This is a genomic window from uncultured Pseudokineococcus sp. (genome assembly GCF_947499845.1).
In the GTDB taxonomy this organism is placed as follows: Bacteria; Actinomycetota; Actinomycetes; order Actinomycetales; family Quadrisphaeraceae; genus Pseudokineococcus.
Genome location: NZ_CANMPM010000010.1, coordinates 99,093 through 115,899, shown reverse-complemented (window position 1 = coordinate 115,899; position 16,807 = coordinate 99,093). Strand labels below are relative to the sequence as shown.

Genomic DNA, 16,807 nt, shown 5'->3' with positions numbered 1-16,807 from the left:
CGGGTGCCTGTAGAGTTCACGCCGACACGCCGGTCGACGACCCGGTGCGCCCCTGAGGCAGCACCGGCACGGCCGCCGCCCCCCGGCCTCCCCGGCGCGCGCGAGCGCGGCCGCGGACCGCCACCCCGACCTCTGCGCGACGACGCGCCCACCCGCCAGCACGTGACGAGCGGGCGCGCCCGCGCGAGCGGCGCCGCGCCCGGGACGGAGACGCATGAGCACGCCCACCACACCTCCCGGCACATCGCCCGGGACCCCTTCCGACGACCACCGGGGCGGCCCCGACGGCGGCGCCCGTCACGCCCTCGCCGACGCCACGACGGCCGACGGCGCGACCGTCGGCACCGTGCCGCCCGGCCCCGCGGAGAGCGCCGCCGAGTCCTCGGGCGGGCGCCGTCGCGTGTCCGCCCCGGCGCGGCCGCACGGCGGCATCTCCGTCCTCGAGGCCCTCAAGGACCCGCGCCGCCTGCGCATCGAGGTCCTCGCCGGCCTCGTCGTGGCGCTCGCGCTCATCCCCGAGGCCATCGCCTTCTCGATCATCGCGGGCGTCGACCCCCGCCTCGGGCTCTTCGCGTCCTTCACGATGGCCGTGACGATCTCCTTCCTCGGCGGCCGGCCCGCGATGATCTCGGCGGCCACCGGGGCGACGGCGCTCGTCGTCGCGCCGCTCGTGCGCGAGCAGGGCGTGGAGTACCTCTTCGCCGCCGTCATCCTCGGCGGCGTCGTGCAGGTGGTCCTCGGCGTGCTCGGCGTCGCACGGCTCATGCGCTTCATCCCGCGCAGCGTCATGGTCGGCTTCGTCAACGCCCTGGCGATCCTCATCTTCATGTCGCAGGTGCCCCAGCTCGTCGACGTGCCGTGGGCCGTCTACCCGCTCGTGGCCGTGGGCATCGCCGTCATCGTGCTGCTGCCGCGGCTGACCACCGCGGTGCCCTCGCCCCTCGTCGCGATCGTCGCGCTCACCGGCTTCGTCGTCCTCGCGTCCGTGACCGTGCCGGACGTCGGCGACCAGGGCGAGCTGCCCCAGGACCTGCCCTCGCTCCTCTTCCCCGACGTGCCGCTCTCCTGGGAGACGCTGCAGCTCGTCGCCCCGTACGCGCTGGGCGTCGCCGTCGTCGGGCTCCTCGAGTCGCTCATGACGGCGAAGCTCGTCGACGACGTCACCGACACCGGCTCCTCGAAGACCCGCGAGGCCTGGGGCCAGGGCGGCGCCAACATCGTCACCGGCTTCTTCGGCGGCCTCGGCGGCTGCGCGATGATCGGCCAGACGATGATCAACGTGAAGTCCTCCGGGGCCCGCACGCGGATCTCGACCTTCCTGGCCGGGGTCTTCCTCCTGCTGCTCGTCGTCGTCCTCGGCGACGTCGTCGCGGTGATCCCCATGGCCGCGCTCGTCGCCGTCATGGTCATGGTCTCGGTGGGGACCTTCGACTGGCACAGCGTCCGCCCCGCCACGCTGCGCCGGATGCCGCTGTCGGAGACCGCGGTGATGCTCTCGACCGTCGCCGTCACCGTGGCCACGCACAACCTCGCCTACGGCGTCGTCGTCGGCGTGCTCGTGGCCATGACGCTCTTCGCGCGCCGCGTCGCCCACCTCACGGAGGTCGTCGAGGTCGCCCAGCCGGACGAGGGCACCCGCGTCTACGCCGTCACCGGCCAGCTCTTCTTCGCGTCCAGCAACGACCTGGTGCACCAGTTCGACTACGTCGGCGACCCGCACGACGTCGTCATCGACCTGTCGGGCGCCAACGTCTGGGACGCCTCGACGGTGGCCACCCTCGACGCCATCGAGACGAAGTACGCCGCCCGCGGCAAGACGGTGCGCATCACCGGGCTCGACGAGCACTCGGCCCGCCGCCGCGACCGCCTCGCCGGCCACCTCGGCGGGGGGCACTGACGGTGGTCGGCGCTGCCGGGGCCGGGGCCGGCGGGGACGAGGGCGCGCGGCCGCTGCAGATCGGGCGCGTCGCCGAGATCACCGGCCTCTCGCTGCACACGCTGCGGCACTACGACGAGGTGGACCTCCTGCGGCCCTCGGCGCGCAGCGAGGGCGGCTTCCGGCTCTACACCGCCGGCGACGTCGACCGCCTCCTCGTCATCCGCCGGATGAAGCCGCTCGGCTTCTCCCTCGAGCAGATGCGCGAGCTGCTCGAGGTGGTGGACGCGCTGCCCTCGGCCACCGGGGCGCGGGAGGCGGCGCTGCGGGAGCGGCTCGCCGGCTTCACCGCCCTCGCCGAGGACGCGCGGCGGCGCATGGTCGAGCGCGTGGCCATGGCCGACGAGCTGCTCGAGCGGCTGCGGGCGCGCTGACGCGGGCTGCGACCCGTCGGACGACGGACGCGCTCGCCGGGACCGACGGACGGCGACCCACCCGACGCGGGGAGCCGCCGTCCGTCGGTCTCGCCGTCAGCGCGTGCGGAGCAGCTCCCCGACGGGCGAGCCGTCGAGGTTCTCCAGCAGGTCGGCGGGGTCGCGGTACACCGCCGCGGCGCCGGCGCCGAGCAGCTCCTCGCGCGAGCTGCCGCCGCAGGTGAGGGCGATGCACGGCATGCCGGCGGAGCCGGCGGACTCGACGTCCCACACCGTGTCCCCCACCGCGACGCAGCGGCTCGGGTCGAGGCCGTGGGCCTCGGCGGCCCGGCCGAAGATGTCCGGGGCCGGCTTGGCCGCCTCGACGTCGCCGGACGTGAGCACGCCGGTGAGCTCGTCGCCCGCGCCGACGGCGGGCAGCATCCAGTCGAGGTCGCTCTTGTCGCCGCTCGTCGCGAGGACGACGGCGAGGTCGCGCTGCGCGAGGGCGTCGATGAGGTCGGCGGCCCGCGGGAACGGCTCGACCTCCTCGCGCATCCGCCCGTACTGCTCGGAGTGCCCGCTCGTCACGGCCTCGACGAGGTCGTCGTCGACGGCGTCCGAGCCCGGGGAGCCGAGGCCGTCGCCGAGGACGCGGCGCACGAGCTCGGAGCTGCCGAGCCCGATCGCGCGGTGCAGCACCGCCATCGGCACGCCGTGGACGTCCTCGGCGCGCAAGGCCCGGGACCACGCGACGACGTGGAGGAAGTTCGTGTCGAGCAGGGTGCCGTCGACGTCGAGCAGGACGCCGGCGCCCGGGGAGTCGGCGGCGTCGTCGGCGGGTCGGTCGTCGGGGGAGCTGGGCACGGGGGGACCTCCTGGCGGTGGCGGGGCGCTCGCGGCGCCGCGACGGGCGCGGGGGCGGGGAGCCGCGGGACCTGCCGACCGTAGGCGCGCCGCGCCGCCGCCACCCGTCGGCAGCGGTCGCGGGCGACGACGTCGCCCCCTACCTTCGGACGTCCCCTCCGCCGGGGTGCTCGTCGTCCGGGCGCCGCGGCGGTCCGCCCGCAGCACTCGCGGCTGCGCCCACCCCGAGGAGCCCCCGTGGCCCACGAGACCTCCCCCGGCGAGCGCCCCGCGCGCCGCCCCGACGACCACCACGACGACCGGCCCGCCGACGACGTCCGCGGGCACGCGCACCGCGGCGGCACCGAGCCGCTGCCCCGCACCGCGGGCTCCGCCTACGACCAGCCGGGCGACGACCGGCGTGGCTACGACCGGGGCTACGAGGAGGGGCGGGCCGCCGCTCTGGGTGCCGGCGCCGCGACCGGCGAGCGCGTCGCGCAGCGCGAGGGCACGCGGTCGCCCAAGCCCGCGAAGACGAGCGCGGCGGCGACCTTCGCCCTCGTCTTCGGCCTGTCGTCGCTGCTGTCGGCCCTGACCCTGCTGCTCACGCCGCTCGCGCTGGTGCTCGGCATCATCGGCCTCGTGCTCGGCGTCGTCGGCATCTCGATGACCAGGCGCGTCGGCGTCACCGGCCGCGGTCTCGCCGTCGGCGGCCTCGTGCTGTCGGTGCTCGGCCTGGTGGTCAGCCTCGTGCTCATCATCGGCATCACGACCGTCCTCAACGACGACCAGGCCGTCCAGCGGCTGCAGGAGCAGGTGCAGCAGCTGCAGAGCCAGCTGCCCGAGGACCTGCAGCCGACGACCGGGAGCTGAGCCGGTCCGCCGAGACGGAGGCTGTGGTCACGACGGGGGGTCGGGCGTGACCACAGCCTCCATCTCGGCGACGACGGGACGCCTGCGCGGCGTCGTCCCCGGGCTCAGCGACCGGCGGCGAGCAGCGCCGCCACCGCGGCGGCCGACGGGTCCTCGGCCTCGTCGCCCGTGACGACGGCGGCCCGCAGGAGCATCGCCATGGCGACGGCGCCCGGGTCGGGGGTGCCGACGACGCGGTCGCCGAGGTAGGCGGCCCGGCCGCGGCGGGCCCGGACCTGCGCCGTCGCCGTCGCGCCGTCGGCCGCGGCGGTGGCCGCGGCGCCCAGCGAGCCGCCGTCGGCGAGAGCCCGCACCGCGGGGTCGAGGGCGTCGACGAGGGTGCGGTCGCCCACCTGCGCGCCGCCGACCCGCTGCACGGCCGCGACGCCCTGGCGCAGCCCGTCGGCCCACGCCGCGTCGCCGGCCGAGGTCTCGCCGCCGGCCCGCTCGGCGGCCGCCGCGAGCTCGGCGAGGAGCAGGCCCACGAGCGGGCCGCTCGTGCCGCCGACCTCGTCGAGGAACACCTCGCCGGCCGCCGCGAGCGCCTCGGCTCCCGTGCGGCCCTCCGCGGGGCCGTCGGCGTCGAGGCGGGCGACGACGCGGCGCAGGCCGCCGCGCACGTTGTCGCCGAAGTCCCCGTCGCCGGCCAGGCGGTCCAGGCGCGTGAGGTCGTCGTGCGAGGCCTCGACGTCGCCCGCCCAGCGGCGCAGGGCCCGCTCGGGCGCGGAGGCGCCCTGCGGCAGCGACCCGTCGGCGGGGGCCGCGCCGTCCACCGGCGCCGCGGCCGCCGGGGGCTCACCACCGGCGCCCGACCACGGCGCGGGCACGACCTCGGGCCCGCCGGGGCCGCCGCCCGAGAGCGCCGCCGAGGACGACGGCGCCCGCCACAGGTCGAGCCAGCCCTCCTCGAGCGCCGTCAGCGTCACCGAGAAGCCGTGCATGTCGAGGGCCGCCACGTAGGTGCCGACGAGCGCGCCGGCGACGGCGACCCCGCGCCGGTCGAGCGCCTCGGCCACCTCCTCCATCACCGCGTAGAGCTCGAGCTGCGTCGTCGCGCCGAGGCCGTTGACGACGACGAGCACGCCGTCGCCGGCCGCGCCGGACGCCTCGCCCGGCTCCACCGGCAGGGCGGCGAGGACCTGGTCGACGAGCTGCTCGACGAGCTCGGGCAGGGGCGGGCGCGCGACGGTGCGCTCCGCGCGCTCGCCGTGGATGCCGACGCCGAGCTCGAGCTCGTCGGGGCCCAGCGCGAAGGCGGGCTCGCCCGTCGCCGGGTCGGTCTGCGCCCGGGACGCGACCGCGAGGCTGCGGCTCGCCGCGACGACGCGGGTGCCGAGGTCCGCGAGGGCGTCGACGTCGGCCCCGGCGTCCGCCGCCGCGCCGAGCAGCTTCTCGACGACGACGGTGGCCGCGGTGCCCCGGCGTCCGGCGGCGTTGTCGGCGGAGTCGGTGGCGACGTCGTCGTCCACGAGCACCTCGCCGACGCGGACCCCCTCGAGGCGCAGGCGCTCCGCGGCGATGCGGAAGTTGATGACGTCGCCCGTGTAGTTCTTCACGACGAGCACGACGCCGTCCGGCCCCGCCGCCGCCCGGCCGGCCTCGAGGACCTGCCGGTTGTGCGGGGAGGTGAAGACCATGCCGGGCGCGGCGCCGTCGAGCAGGCCGGGGCCGAGGAGGCCGACGTGCAGCGGCTCGTGGCCGGCGCCGCCGCCCGAGACGAGGCCGGTGCGCCGGCCGGCGTGCCGGGTGCGGGCCAGCAGGTGCAGCGGCTCGGGCCGCAGCGCGACGAGGTCGGCGTGGGTCCGCGCGAAGCCGGCGGCGGCGCGGGCGACGGGCTCGTGCTCGGGGTGGGCGAACGGGGCGGCCACGGCTCCTCCTCCGCTGCGCGGCGTCGGCACCGCGCAGCGGGGCCGATCCTCCGCGCCGCGACTGACCGGGGGCAACCCGCCCCTCGGGGCGGAGCGGCGACGACTCGCCCTCCGGTGGGCCGCTCGGAGGGCGAACCGGCGGCGACTCGCCCTCCGGTGGGCCGCTCGGAGGGCGAACCGGCGACGACTCGCCCCCGGGGGCCGTGCGGACGGCGAACCGGCGACGACTCGCCCCGGGGGGCCGGCGTCGTCACGTGCCGGCAACGCGGGGACACGTCGGGGCAACACGGGCGCAGGAGCGTGCACCCGCCGTCCCGCCCGGGGCCGGCGGACGAGGAGGACGACGTGGACGAGCTCACGACCCAGCGGCTCGACGGGGCCGTCCGGCTGACCGACGGGCCGACCGGCGGACCGGCGAGCGGGCCGACGCCGGAGCAGGCGGCGGAGGTGCTCGCGCGCGGCCCGGGTCGGCGGGGCTTCGTCCGCGCCGCGGCGGGCATGGGCGCGGCCGCCGCCGCGGTGGTCGGCGGGACGGCCGCCCCGGCGCTCGCCGGCCCGCCCGGCGCCGCGGGCGGACCGGTCCAGGTGCTGCAGCCGCTGCGGCGGCCGCCGGCGCGGGAGACCTACGTGCCCTGCGACCCGGCCACCGCGCTGTGGGGGCGGCTGCCCACGCGGAGCACCGACCCGGTGGCGCGGGTGACGTCGGGGACGGTCCTGACCATGGACACCGTGTCCCACGAGGGCGTCCTCGAGGACCAGGGCAAGGACCCCCTCGGCTACTTCACGGGCTTCGGGGTGAGTCCGGACGCCGTGCTCCAGGACGCGATCGGGGTGGCGGCGCGGACCCCGCACGACGGCCCGGGGCCGCACGTCGTCACCGGCCCGGTGCACGTGCGGGGCGCCCGGCCCGGCGACGTCCTCAAGATCGACGTCCTCGAGCTCACCCCGCGCGTGCCCTACGGCGTCATCTCCAACCGCCACGGCAAGGGCGCCCTGCCCGGGGAGTACCCGGAGGCCTGGCGCGGCGACCCGTCGCTCGCCGAGTGGTTCAACCAGGGCGGCAACGTCAGCGTCTTCACCGAGGTGCAGAGCCGGCAGGGCCGCCTGGTCGGCGCCATGCCCGGCCCCGTGCCGGCGCGCTTCCCGCTGCGGCCCTTCCTCGGGATGATGGGCGTGGCCCGCGACACGACGGCCGTCGTCGACTCCGTGCCGCCCACGGACGCCGGCGGCAACATCGACGTCGCGGACGTCGGCGTCGGCGCCACCCTCTACCTGCCGGTGCGCGTGCCGGGCGCCCTCTTCTTCGTCGGCGACCCGCACATGGCGCAGGGCGACGGCGAGGTGGCGCTCACGGCGATGGAGGGCTCGCTGCGCGCCCGGCTCCGCCTGTCCGTCGTCCGCCCGGGCGACGGCGCCCCCCTCATCACCGCGGAGCAGCCCTTCGCGGAGACGCCCGAGCACTGGATCCCCATCGGCCTGTCCGACCAGGACGGCCCCGAGGGCGGCGGCAACGTCACGGACCTCGACGTCGCCATGCGCCAGGCCGTGCGCCACGCCCTGGCCTTCCTCACCGAGGAGCTGGGGATGCCGGGCCCCGTGGCCTACACCTACCTCTCGGCGGCCACGGACTTCGCCGTCTCGCAGGTCGTCGACCGCACGACGGGCGTCCACGCCCTCATCCGCAAGGCCGACTTCGGCCGCTGACGCACCACGAGCGCCCCCGGCCCGCCGTCGGACGCCCTCCCCCGGACGGGTCGCCGGGATGGCGGAGCGGCGCCGGGGGTGCTGGTGTGGGCACGACGGGCCGCTGCGGAGCGGCCCCCCGCCCGAGAGGCACCCCCATGGCGACGACCGCCCGCACCACCACGTCCGGCTCGCACGGCGCCCTTCGCGCCCTGCAGGTCACCGCCGCCCTCAGCGTGCTCGCCGTCGTCTGGCAGTTCGTCACCGCGGGCAGCCTCGTCCAGGACCCCTCCTGGCTCGGGCTGCACGGCGGCGGCGCGATCGTCCTCCACGTCACCTCCGGCCTGGCGGCGCTGGCGGCGCTGTGGTGGTGGCGCACCGGCGCGTCGCTGCGCCTCGGCGTCCTCGCCGTCGTGACCTTCGCCATCACGTTCCTCCAGGCGTGGAGCGGCGACCACGCCCCGCTCTCGGTGCACGTGCCGCTCTCGCTCACCGTCGTCGCCACGACGGCGTGGCTCCTCGTCGCCGCGCTCGTCGCCGGGCGACGCCGGGCCTGACCCGGCGCGTCCCGGTCCGGCGCCCGCACCGCGGACGACGACGGGGTGTGGCGCCCCACGTCGGGGCGGGAGAGGCTGCCCCGGTGGGACGGACCCGGACGAGACGGACCCTCCCTGCCGCGACCACCGCGGGCGTGCTCGTCCTCTACGGGCCGCTGAGCGGCCTCGCCTACATCCCCGTCTCGGTGGGCCTCGGCGAGGAGGTGGGGCTCACCGGCTCGCAGGTCGGCCTGACGGTCGGTGCGCACGCCCTCGCCGCCGCAGTCGGGAGCCTCCTGCTCGGCCCCCTGCTCGACGTCGTCCCGGTCCGGCGCGTGCTGCCGGCGGCCGTCCTCGTCAACGCCCTGGCCTCCCTGGCGCTGTGCCTCCCGCCGACGTACGGGCTGCTCCTCGGGGGCCGCCGGGCAACTCCTCGGCCATCGCCGCGACGTTCGAGGGCCACCGGATGGCCCTCGACGGGCGCGCCGCGCAGGCGCTCGCGACGTCGGCCATCGGCGCCTTCACCGGCGGCCTCATCGCGACGACGGTCGTCGCCTTCGGGGCGCCGGCCTTCGCGGACCTGGCCTCGGCGTTCGGTCCGGAGGAGTTCTTCGCCCTCACCGTCTTCGCCTTCGTCGCCACGGCCTTCGTCGTCGCCGACTCGGCGCTCAAGGGGCTGGCGGCGCTCGTCATCGGGTTCACGGTCGGCGTCATGGGCATCGACACCCTGACGGGGACGGTGCGCTTCACGCTCGGGGTGCCGCAGCTCCTCGACGGCATCGGGATCGTCGTCATCACCGTCGGCCTGCTGGCGCTCGGCGAGGTGCTCCAGGTCGCGTCCCGCTCGCGCTGGCAGAGCGGCGACCGGCTCGTCACGGTGAGGGGCCGCCCCTTCCTCTCGCGGGCGGAGTTCCGGGAGGCGCTGCCGGCGTGGCTGCGCGGCACGGCCTTCGGCGTCCCCTTCGGCGTCATCCCCGTCGGCGGGTCCGAGGTGCCGACCTTCCTCGCCTACGGCACCGAGCGGCGGCTCGACGCCCGGCGCCGGCGCCCGATGTTCGGCCGCGGCGCCATCCGCGGCGTCGCCGGCCCGGAGGCCGCCGGCAACGCCACCGCCGGCACGGCCATGGGCGCGCTGCTGGCGCTCGGCCTGCCGACGTCCGCCACGGCCGCCGTGCTCCTCGGCGCCTTCCAGCAGTTCGGCTTCCAGACCGGGCCGCTGCTCTTCGCCCGCTCGGGCGACCTCGTCTGGGCGCTCATCGCGAGCCTCTTCATCGGGCTCGTCGTGCTGCTCGTGCTCAACCTGCCCTTCGCCCCGGTGTGGGCGCAGCTCCTGCGCATCCCCCGGCAGTACCTCTACGCCGGCATCGCCGTCTTCGCGGGGCTGGGCATCTACGCCTCGGCGGGCTCCGTCGTCGACCTCGTGCTGCTGCTCCTGCTGGGGCTGCTCGGCTTCGTCATGCGCCGCCACGACGTCCCGCTGGCCCCGGTGCTCATCGCCGTCATCCTCGGCCCCCTCGCGGAGCTGAACCTCCGCCGGAGCCTGACGATCAGCCAGGGCGACCCGACGGTGCTCGTCTCCACGCCCATCACCGTCGTCATCTACGCGCTCCTCGTCGTCGCGCTCGTCGCGCAGGTGCGGCGGCGCCGCAGCGCGGACGTCTGAGGCTCGGCCACCGGGGGTCTCGACCGGTCTCTGCCGCCGTCTAGGGCTCGTCCCAGACGGCGGCAGAGGCGGTGATCGAGCGGTCGACGCGGCCGCCCCGGCTCAGAGCCCGACGCCGGCGCGACCCGGTGCGGCGAGCTCCTGCAGGCGCGCCCACGTCGCGTCGTCGACCGGGTGGCGCGCCAGCTCGAGCGTGCGCGCCACGCGTCCGGGCGCGGACATGCCCACGACGGTCGAGGCGACGCGCTCGTCGCGCAGCGAGAACTGGAGGGCGGCGGCGGCGAGGGGGACGCCGGCCTCCTCGCAGACCCGCTGCATCTCGCGCACGCGGGCGAGGACGTCCTCACCCGCGGGCCGGTAGCAGTAGGTGGGGACCTCGTCAGGGCCGCGCACGAGCATCCCGCCGCCGTACGGCGCCGCGTTGACGACGGCGACGCCCGCGGCCGCGGCGTCCGCGACGAGCGGCTCCGCGGAGGAGTCGACGAGGGTGAGCCGGTTGTGGGTGAGGACGACCTCGAAGACGCCCGTGGCGACGTAGCGGCGCAGCAGGTCCACGGGCCCGCCGGCGACGCCGAGGTGGCCGACGAGCCCCTCCTCGCGCAGGGCGACGAGCGCCTCGACGGGGCCGCCGGGGGCCGTGGCGTCCTCGAAGGAGATCCGCTCGGGGTCGTGGAGGTGCACGAGGTCGAAGCGCTCCTGCCCGAGGCGCTCGAGGCTCTCCTGCACCGAGCGGCGCACCCGGGCGCCGGAGAAGTCGTCGCCGCCGGGCAGCGGGTCGACCTTCGTCGCGAGCAGGACGCCGTCGGGCAGACCGCCCGCGCGCCGCAGCCCGAGGCTGAGGCGCCGCTCGCTCTCGCCGTCGCCGTACTGGTTCGAGGTGTCGAGGTGGGTGATGCCGCGGCGGAGCACCTCCTCGACCGTCGCGAGCGCCTCCTCCTCCGGGACGTCGTGCGCGGGCGGGATCGTCGTCCCGCCGAGCGAGCTCGTCCCGAGGGCCAGGGCGGTGGTGGTCAGGCCCGTGCGGCCCAGCGGGCGGGTCGCGAGGGGGTCGGTGGTGGTGGTCGGCACAGGGGCTCCGCATCCGTCGGGTCGGTCGGTCGGGTGGTCGGGCTGGGCGGGTCGTGCGGCGGGTCAATTCGTGCGGCGGGTCAGGTCGTGCGGCGGGTCAGGCGCAGGGTCACCACCTGGAACGGCCGCAGCCGCAGCGCCGCGCCGCCCCCCTCGTCGGGGTCGCCGCTCGCCAGCGCGCCGCGGACGTCGTCGGGCGCGGGGCGCTCGAGCAGGTCGACCTCGTCGACGCCCGCGACGGGGAAGGACGGGAGGAGGCGGGCGCGGGCGCGGCCGCCGAGCGCCTCGTAGAGCCGGACGACGACGTCACCGGACCGGTCGTCGGCGAGCTTGACCGCCTCGACGACGACGGCGCCCGGGGCGCTCTCGTCCTCCAGGCGGACGACCGGGGCGACGGCGCAGCCCCCGGCGACGCGCCGCTCCGGCAGGTTGAGGGCGTAGCCCTCCCGGACGGCGTCGGCCGTCCCGGCGCCGACGACGAGGGACGCGCGCAGCACGTGGGTCCCCTGGTCGGTGTCGGGGTCCGGGAAGCGCGGCGCGCGCAGGAGCGACAGGCGGACGGTCGACGTCGTGCCGCCGCCCTCGCGGGGGTGCCGGGTGACGTCGTGCCCGTAGGTGGCGTCGTTGACGACGGCGACGCCGTAGCCCGGCTCGCCGACGTGGACGAACCGGTGGGCGCAGACCTCGAAGCGGGCGGCGTCCCACGTCGTGTTGACGTGGGTGGCGCGCCGCAGGTGGCCGAACTGCGTCTCGAAGGCGGCCGAGTCGGTGTGCACGTCGAGCGGGAAGGCGAGCTTGAGGACCTTCTCGCGCTCGGCCCACCCCACCTCGCAGCGGACGTCGACGCGGGCCGCGCCGGGGACGAGCACGAGGTCCTGCACCGCGGTCGAGGCGCCGAAGGAGCGGCGCACCCGCACGCCGGCGGCGCCGTCGCCGGCGTCCGGCAGCAGCTCGACGGCGTCGGCGCCGACGAGGTCGCTCACGCGGTGGCGGTAGGAGGCGTCGAGGTCCCAGGAGTCCCAGGCGTTCGGGGCGTCGGGGTGCAGCTGGAGCAGCGCGCCCGCGCCCCCCGGGGCGAGGACCTCGCGGTCGGCAGCGAGGTCGCGCACGGAGGTGAGCAGCCCGCGGGCGTCCACGACGGCGCGGACCAGGCCGTTGTCGAGCACCCACCCGTCGCCGTCCCGCTCGGCCCGCGCGGGCGCCGCGCCGTCGTCGGGGACGCCGGCGCCCAGCGCGGGGACGCCGCGACGGGCGTGCGGGGCGGCGTTGAGGACGACGTCGCCGTCGCTCCCGTCACCCGGGAGCGCGTCCAGGGCGGACGCGACGAGGCCCTCGAGCTCCTCGGCGACGCGGGCGTAGGTCGCGCGCGCCTCGCGGTGCACCCAGGCGATGGACGAGCCGGGGAGGATGTCGTGAAACTGGTGCAGGAGCACCGTCCTCCACAGCCGGTCGAGGTCGTCGTGGGGGTAGGCGAAGGTCTCGTCGGCGAGCGCGGCCGCCGTCGACCACAGCTCGGCCTCCCGCAGGAGGTGCTCGCTGCGGCGGTTGCCCCGCTTGGTGGCCGCCTGCGAGGTGTAGGTGCCCCGGTGCATCTCGAGGTACAGCTCGCCCACCCACACGGGTCCGTCGGCGTCCTCGTCCTCGACCGCGGCGAAGAAGGCCGACGGCGCCTCGACGGCGACGCGGGGCGAGCCCTCGAGGTCGGCGGTGCGCCGCGCTCGCTGGAGCATCTCGCGGGTGGGGCCGCCGCCGCCGTCGCCGTACCCGAACGGCACGAGGGACCGGTTCGACCAGGCCGTGTCGCGGTGGTTGCGCTGGGCGTGGGCGAGCTCCGCGCCCGTCAGCTCGGCGTTGTACGTGTCGACGGGCGGGAAGTGGGTGAGGACGCGGGTGCCGTCGAGGCCCTCCCACCAGAAGGTGTGGTGCGGGAAGACGTCCGTCGTGTTCCAGCTGATCTTCTGCGTGAGGAACCACCGGGAGCCCGAGAGGCGCACGAGCTGGGGCAGCGCCGCCGAGTAGCCGAAGGAGTCCGGCAGCCAGACCTCCTGCGAGTCGACGCCGAAGCGCTCGAGGAAGTACCGCTTGCCGTGGACGAGCTGGCGCGCCATGGCCTCCGAGCCCGGCATGTTCGTGTCGGACTCGACCCACATGCCGCCGACCGGCACGAAGCGCCCGTCGCGCACCTTCTCCGCGACGCGGGCGAAGACCTCGGGGCGGTGCTCCTCGAGCCACGCGTACTGCTGCGCGGAGCTCATGGCGTGGACGAGGTCGCGTCCCTCGGGCGCGTCCATGAGGTCGACGACGTTCGACGCCGTCCGCGCGACCTTGCGCACCGTCTCCCGCAGCGGCCAGAGCCACGCCGAGTCGATGTGCGCGTGCCCGACGGCGGTGACGCGGTGCGCGCTGGCCGTCGCCGGCGCAACGAGCACCTGCGTCAGCTCCGCGCGGGCCGCGGCGGCCGAGCCGGCGACGTCCTGCAGGTCGAGGGCGTCGAGGGCGCGCTCCAGCGCGCGCGCCACCTGCCAGCCGCGCGGGTCGCCGTCGGCCAGCTCGGCGAGGAGGCCGCCCAGGACCTCGAGGTCCGCGACGAGCTCGTGGACGTCGGTCTCGAGGACGGCGACGTCGGCGCGGTCGAGCCGGTACAGCGGGGCGAAGGGCGCGGTGGACCGGTCGCCCAGCGCGGTCGGGCCGAAGCGGTCGCCCTCGTCGGGCAGCACGAGGGGGTTGGCCGCGGCCTCGACGAAGAGGTCGACGCGCTCGCCGCCCGCGGCGGGGTCGGCCACGGGCACCCAGCCGTTGCGGGGGTTGAGGCCCTTCACGGGCGTCCCGTCGGGGCGGTAGGCGAGGCCCTCGGCCTGGAAGCCCGGCGTCGCGCCCCGCCAGCCGAGGTCGACGACGAGCTCGACCCGGCGCCCGGCCGCCTCGGGGGGCACGTCACCGGTGAGGTGGAGCCAGGTGGTGCCCCACGCCGGGCCCCACGCGTCGCCCACGGCCATCGGCTCGTAGAGGGCGTCGACGGCGCGCGCCGGGCCGGGCAGGGCGGCGGCGGGGGCCACGGGCTCCCCCCGGCCAGGGCGCCCCTCCTCGTCGGCCACGTGCCAGGCCTCGACGTGCAGGGGCGCCACCGTGCGGTGCACGGCGGGACGCAGGCGGTGCTCGAGGGTGCGCGCCAGCCGGGCGCGGAGGAGGTCGCGGTCGTCGTGCACGGGGTCTCCGCTCGGGTCAGCCGGTGGGCGCGGTCGGCGGTGGTCGCGGTCGGTGGGGCGGTCGGCGGGGCGGTGGTCGGCGGGTCTCGGGGCCGGGTCGGGGTGGGGGCCGGTCCCCGGTGGGTCCGGTCGTCGGTGGTTCCCGTCGTCGGTGGGTCCGGTCGTCGGGGGGTCCGGTCGTCGGGGGGTCCGGCTCGGACATCAAGGCACACGCTGCCGCCGTGCGGTGGTGAGCGCACCGGCGGGTCGTCGACCACTGCGGCGGTCACAGCGGCCTGGCCGTCGATCGAGGTCTCTCGCCCCGTCTAGCGCCGTGTCGAGACGGACGCAGACGACGGCATCGGGCGCCGTCGACCGGTCGTCCACAGGCGGCCGCCGTCGACGGGCCGCTGTCGGTGGGGCGCGCTACCTTGGTGGTTGTTCGAACACGTGTTCGACTGTCGAGGAGGGGGGTGCCGTGGAGGCCACGGACGGCGAGCGCGCCCCCTCGGAGGACGGCCCGCCAGGCGCCACCGACCCGGCGCGTGACCGCGCCCGCGCCCTCGTCGACGGCATGGTCGTCGGGCAGGCGGAGCGAGCGCGGTCCTGGGCCGGGACCCTGCGGGCGGTCGCGGACCTCGTCGACGCCCTCTCCGCCCCCGACGGGCTCGCCGGGCCGCTCAGCGGCGGAGCCGAGGTCACGTCGGCGCTCACGGCCACCGGAGGCGCGCGCGCCGGGTCGCCCGCGGCCGCCCGAGCCCGCCACCGGGCTCGTCAGCGGGCGCGGGCGCAGGTCGTGCGCGCGCACGCCACGGGCGACCCCGTGGAGGCCGCCGTCGCCGAGGTGGCCCTGGCGATGCGCCTGACGACGGCGGCCGCCGCCCACCTCGTCGACCAGGCGCTGGCGCTCACCACCGACCTCACGGCCACCTACGCCGCGCTGGCGGCCGGGACCACGGACGAGGCCCGCGCGAAGGTGGTCGTCGACGGGACGGCGCACCTGCCCGCGGCGTCGGCGCGGCGGGTCGACGCGCTGCTGCAGCCCGCCGAGCTCGCCGGGCTGACGACGGCCGAGCTCCGCGCGCGGGTCCGGCACCTCGCCGCCGTGGTGGAGCCCGCCGAGCAGGCCGCCCGGAGCCGGGAGGGAGTCTGCGCCCGCGGCGTCCGCCTGCTGCCCCTGGGTGACGGGCTGGCCGAGCTGCGCGCCACCGGTCCCGCCCTCGACCTCGCCTGCGCCTTCGACGCCCTCACCGGTGCCGCCCGGAACCGTTCCGGCCCTCACGGGCGCACCGACCCGCACGCCGCCCAGGCCGCCGGGGTCGACCCGCTCGTCGTCGACCCGGCGTCGCTGCCCGACCGTCGCGGCGTGGACGCGCGGCGCTTCGACGCGCTCGTCGACGTCCTCGTGCGGCCGCCGGCGGGGGTCGCGGAGCCCGGTGCGACCGCCGGGCGCGCGACCGACGAGGACGCCGGCGCGGCGGGAGGTCGGCCGGCCGCTGACGACGACGCCGACGACCACTCCGCCGAGCGCACCGGCGCGCACGGCGGTCGCTGCCACGGGCCGCAGGTGGTCGTCGCGATGACGAGCCTGCTCGGCCTCGACGACGAGCCCGCGCAGCTGGCGGGCGTCGGGCCCGTCCCCGCCGCCCACCTCGCCGAGCACCTGCGCCACCACCCGTTCCGTCGGGCCTTCACCGACCCCGCCACCGGGCGTCTGGTCGCCCTGGACGGGCACCTCCTGCGCGTCTCCGGCGGGGCGGGCCGCCGGACCACGGCGACGGTGCCGCTGCCGGGACTGCAGAGGCTCCTCGCGGAGGGCTCGCCCGCGGACGCCGGCGCGGCCAGCGGCGGACCTGCGCCGAGCGGACCTGCGTCCATCGGGCCGAGCGACGGAGGCGCGCGTGACTGCGGGCCGGCCGCGAGCGACCCCCCGCCCGACACCTCACCGCCGGACGTCCCCGAGCCGTCGACTCCCCCGACCACCTCCGGTCCTCCCGGGCGTCGTCGCGGCGCACCGGCGCGTCCTCGCCCGGCCTGCCCCGTCGCCGCCGCCGGAGGCGGCCCGTACACGCCGAGCGCGGCCACGCAGCGGCACCTGCGTGCCACGCGGACCCGGTGCGCCTTCCCCGGCTGCCGCGTGCCGGCCGAGCGCTGCGACCTCGACCACGTGGAGCCCTACGCGACCGGCGGCCCCACGTGCCCGTGCAACCTCCACCCGCTGTGCCGACGCCACCACCTGGCCAAGCACCGCTTCGGTTGGCGGGTCCAGCGCCCTGCCGGTGGCGGCGGCCCGACCCGCTGGACGAGCCCGCTGGGGCAGACCGCCACCACGCGCGCCGAGCCGCTGCTGCCGCCCGCCATCCCTGCCGCCTCCGGTGCTCCTGCTGCCGGTGGGTCCTCGGGGAGCGAGACAGCCCGTCCGACCGAGGCGACCTACCCGGCGCACGACGCGGGCGCCGACGACGCGCGGTGGGCCCGCAGCTGCGTCGCCCGCGACCGAGAGGAGCTCGAGGAAGGTGAGCGCCGGCAGGAGGAGCGGCGGCAGGGTGAGCGCCAGCAGGAGGACGGCGGCGACCCGCGCCCCGACGGCCTCCGCGCCGAGCCGGCGCCACCGGACTCCTGGGGCGGCGGGGATCCGCCCTTCTGAGGCCGAAGCGCTCGACCCACCCGAGTGGACACGGCAGGTCCACCGCTCCGGACGAGGTCACCGGGCAGGACAAAGGTTATCCGGCAAGACGGAGGTCACCGGACAGGACA

At 77.5% G+C, this 16,807-nt stretch carries 11 protein-coding genes and 1 pseudogene; 8 read left to right on the top strand and 4 right to left on the bottom strand.

Annotated elements, in window-relative coordinates; all coding sequences use genetic code 11:
* Window positions 1-214 precede the first annotated feature (214 nt).
* Both Q0789_RS11070 and Q0789_RS11065 read left to right on the top strand, forming a co-directional pair.
* Window positions 215-1,897 (top strand): SulP family inorganic anion transporter, encoded by a 1,683-nt coding sequence (locus tag Q0789_RS11070; protein ID WP_298805105.1) that lies wholly within the window; start codon window positions 215-217, stop codon window positions 1,895-1,897.
* Window positions 1,898-1,899: 2 nt separating this feature from the next.
* Window positions 1,900-2,310, top strand: coding sequence for a MerR family transcriptional regulator (locus Q0789_RS11065; protein ID WP_298805103.1), 411 nt, complete (start codon window positions 1,900-1,902; stop codon window positions 2,308-2,310).
* A 96-nt stretch (window positions 2,311-2,406) separates the two neighbouring features.
* On the opposite strand, the gene Q0789_RS11060 is transcribed toward Q0789_RS11065, so the two are convergent.
* Entirely contained in the window at window positions 2,407-3,156 is a 750-nt protein-coding gene (locus Q0789_RS11060) for an HAD family hydrolase (RefSeq protein WP_298805101.1), read from the bottom strand.
* A 237-nt stretch (window positions 3,157-3,393) separates the two neighbouring features.
* Between Q0789_RS11060 and Q0789_RS11055 the strand changes: the two genes are divergently transcribed.
* Window positions 3,394-4,008, top strand: coding sequence for a hypothetical protein (locus tag Q0789_RS11055; RefSeq protein WP_298805099.1), 615 nt, complete (start codon window positions 3,394-3,396; stop codon window positions 4,006-4,008).
* A 104-nt stretch (window positions 4,009-4,112) separates the two neighbouring features.
* On the opposite strand, the gene Q0789_RS11050 is transcribed toward Q0789_RS11055, so the two are convergent.
* Entirely contained in the window at window positions 4,113-5,915 is a 1,803-nt protein-coding gene (locus Q0789_RS11050) for a dihydroxyacetone kinase family protein (protein WP_298805097.1), read from the bottom strand.
* Window positions 5,916-6,260: 345 nt separating this feature from the next.
* Here Q0789_RS11050 and Q0789_RS11045 point away from each other — a divergent pair, with 345 nt between their 5' ends.
* The 4 genes and pseudogenes from Q0789_RS11045 to Q0789_RS11035 all read left to right on the top strand — a co-directional run bounded on the left by Q0789_RS11045 (window position 6,261) and on the right by Q0789_RS11035 (window position 9,797).
* Window positions 6,261-7,619: an acetamidase/formamidase family protein gene (locus tag Q0789_RS11045; RefSeq protein ID WP_298805094.1), complete on the top strand. Its 1,359-nt coding sequence runs from the start codon at window positions 6,261-6,263 to the stop codon at window positions 7,617-7,619.
* Between the two features lie 137 nt (window positions 7,620-7,756).
* Window positions 7,757-8,155, top strand: coding sequence for a hypothetical protein (locus tag Q0789_RS11040; RefSeq protein WP_298805092.1), 399 nt, complete (start codon window positions 7,757-7,759; stop codon window positions 8,153-8,155).
* A pseudogene (locus tag Q0789_RS16735) lies at window positions 8,041-8,496 on the top strand (hypothetical protein); the annotation flags it as partial. The gene Q0789_RS11040 and the pseudogene Q0789_RS16735, both read left to right, overlap by 115 nt.
* 20 nt (window positions 8,497-8,516) lie before the next feature.
* The gene (locus Q0789_RS11035; RefSeq protein ID WP_298805091.1) at window positions 8,517-9,797 is read left to right on the top strand and encodes a tripartite tricarboxylate transporter permease; all 1,281 of its coding nucleotides are present in this window, start codon (window positions 8,517-8,519) and stop codon (window positions 9,795-9,797) included.
* 102 nt (window positions 9,798-9,899) lie between these two features.
* Here the strand turns inward: Q0789_RS11035 and Q0789_RS11030 are convergent, their stop codons facing one another.
* Window positions 9,900-10,865, bottom strand: coding sequence for an aldo/keto reductase (locus Q0789_RS11030; RefSeq protein ID WP_298805089.1), 966 nt, complete (start codon window positions 10,863-10,865; stop codon window positions 9,900-9,902).
* An 80-nt stretch (window positions 10,866-10,945) separates the two neighbouring features.
* Window positions 10,946-14,071 (bottom strand): glycoside hydrolase family 38 C-terminal domain-containing protein, encoded by a 3,126-nt coding sequence (locus Q0789_RS11025; RefSeq protein WP_298805087.1) that lies wholly within the window; start codon window positions 14,069-14,071, stop codon window positions 10,946-10,948.
* 457 nt (window positions 14,072-14,528) lie between these two features.
* Between Q0789_RS11025 and Q0789_RS11020 the strand changes: the two genes are divergently transcribed.
* Window positions 14,529-16,697 carry an HNH endonuclease signature motif containing protein gene (locus Q0789_RS11020; protein WP_298805085.1) on the top strand — a complete coding sequence of 723 codons (2,169 nt, stop codon included), beginning with the start codon at window positions 14,529-14,531 and terminating at the stop codon, window positions 16,695-16,697.
* Window positions 16,698-16,807 lie beyond the last annotated feature (110 nt).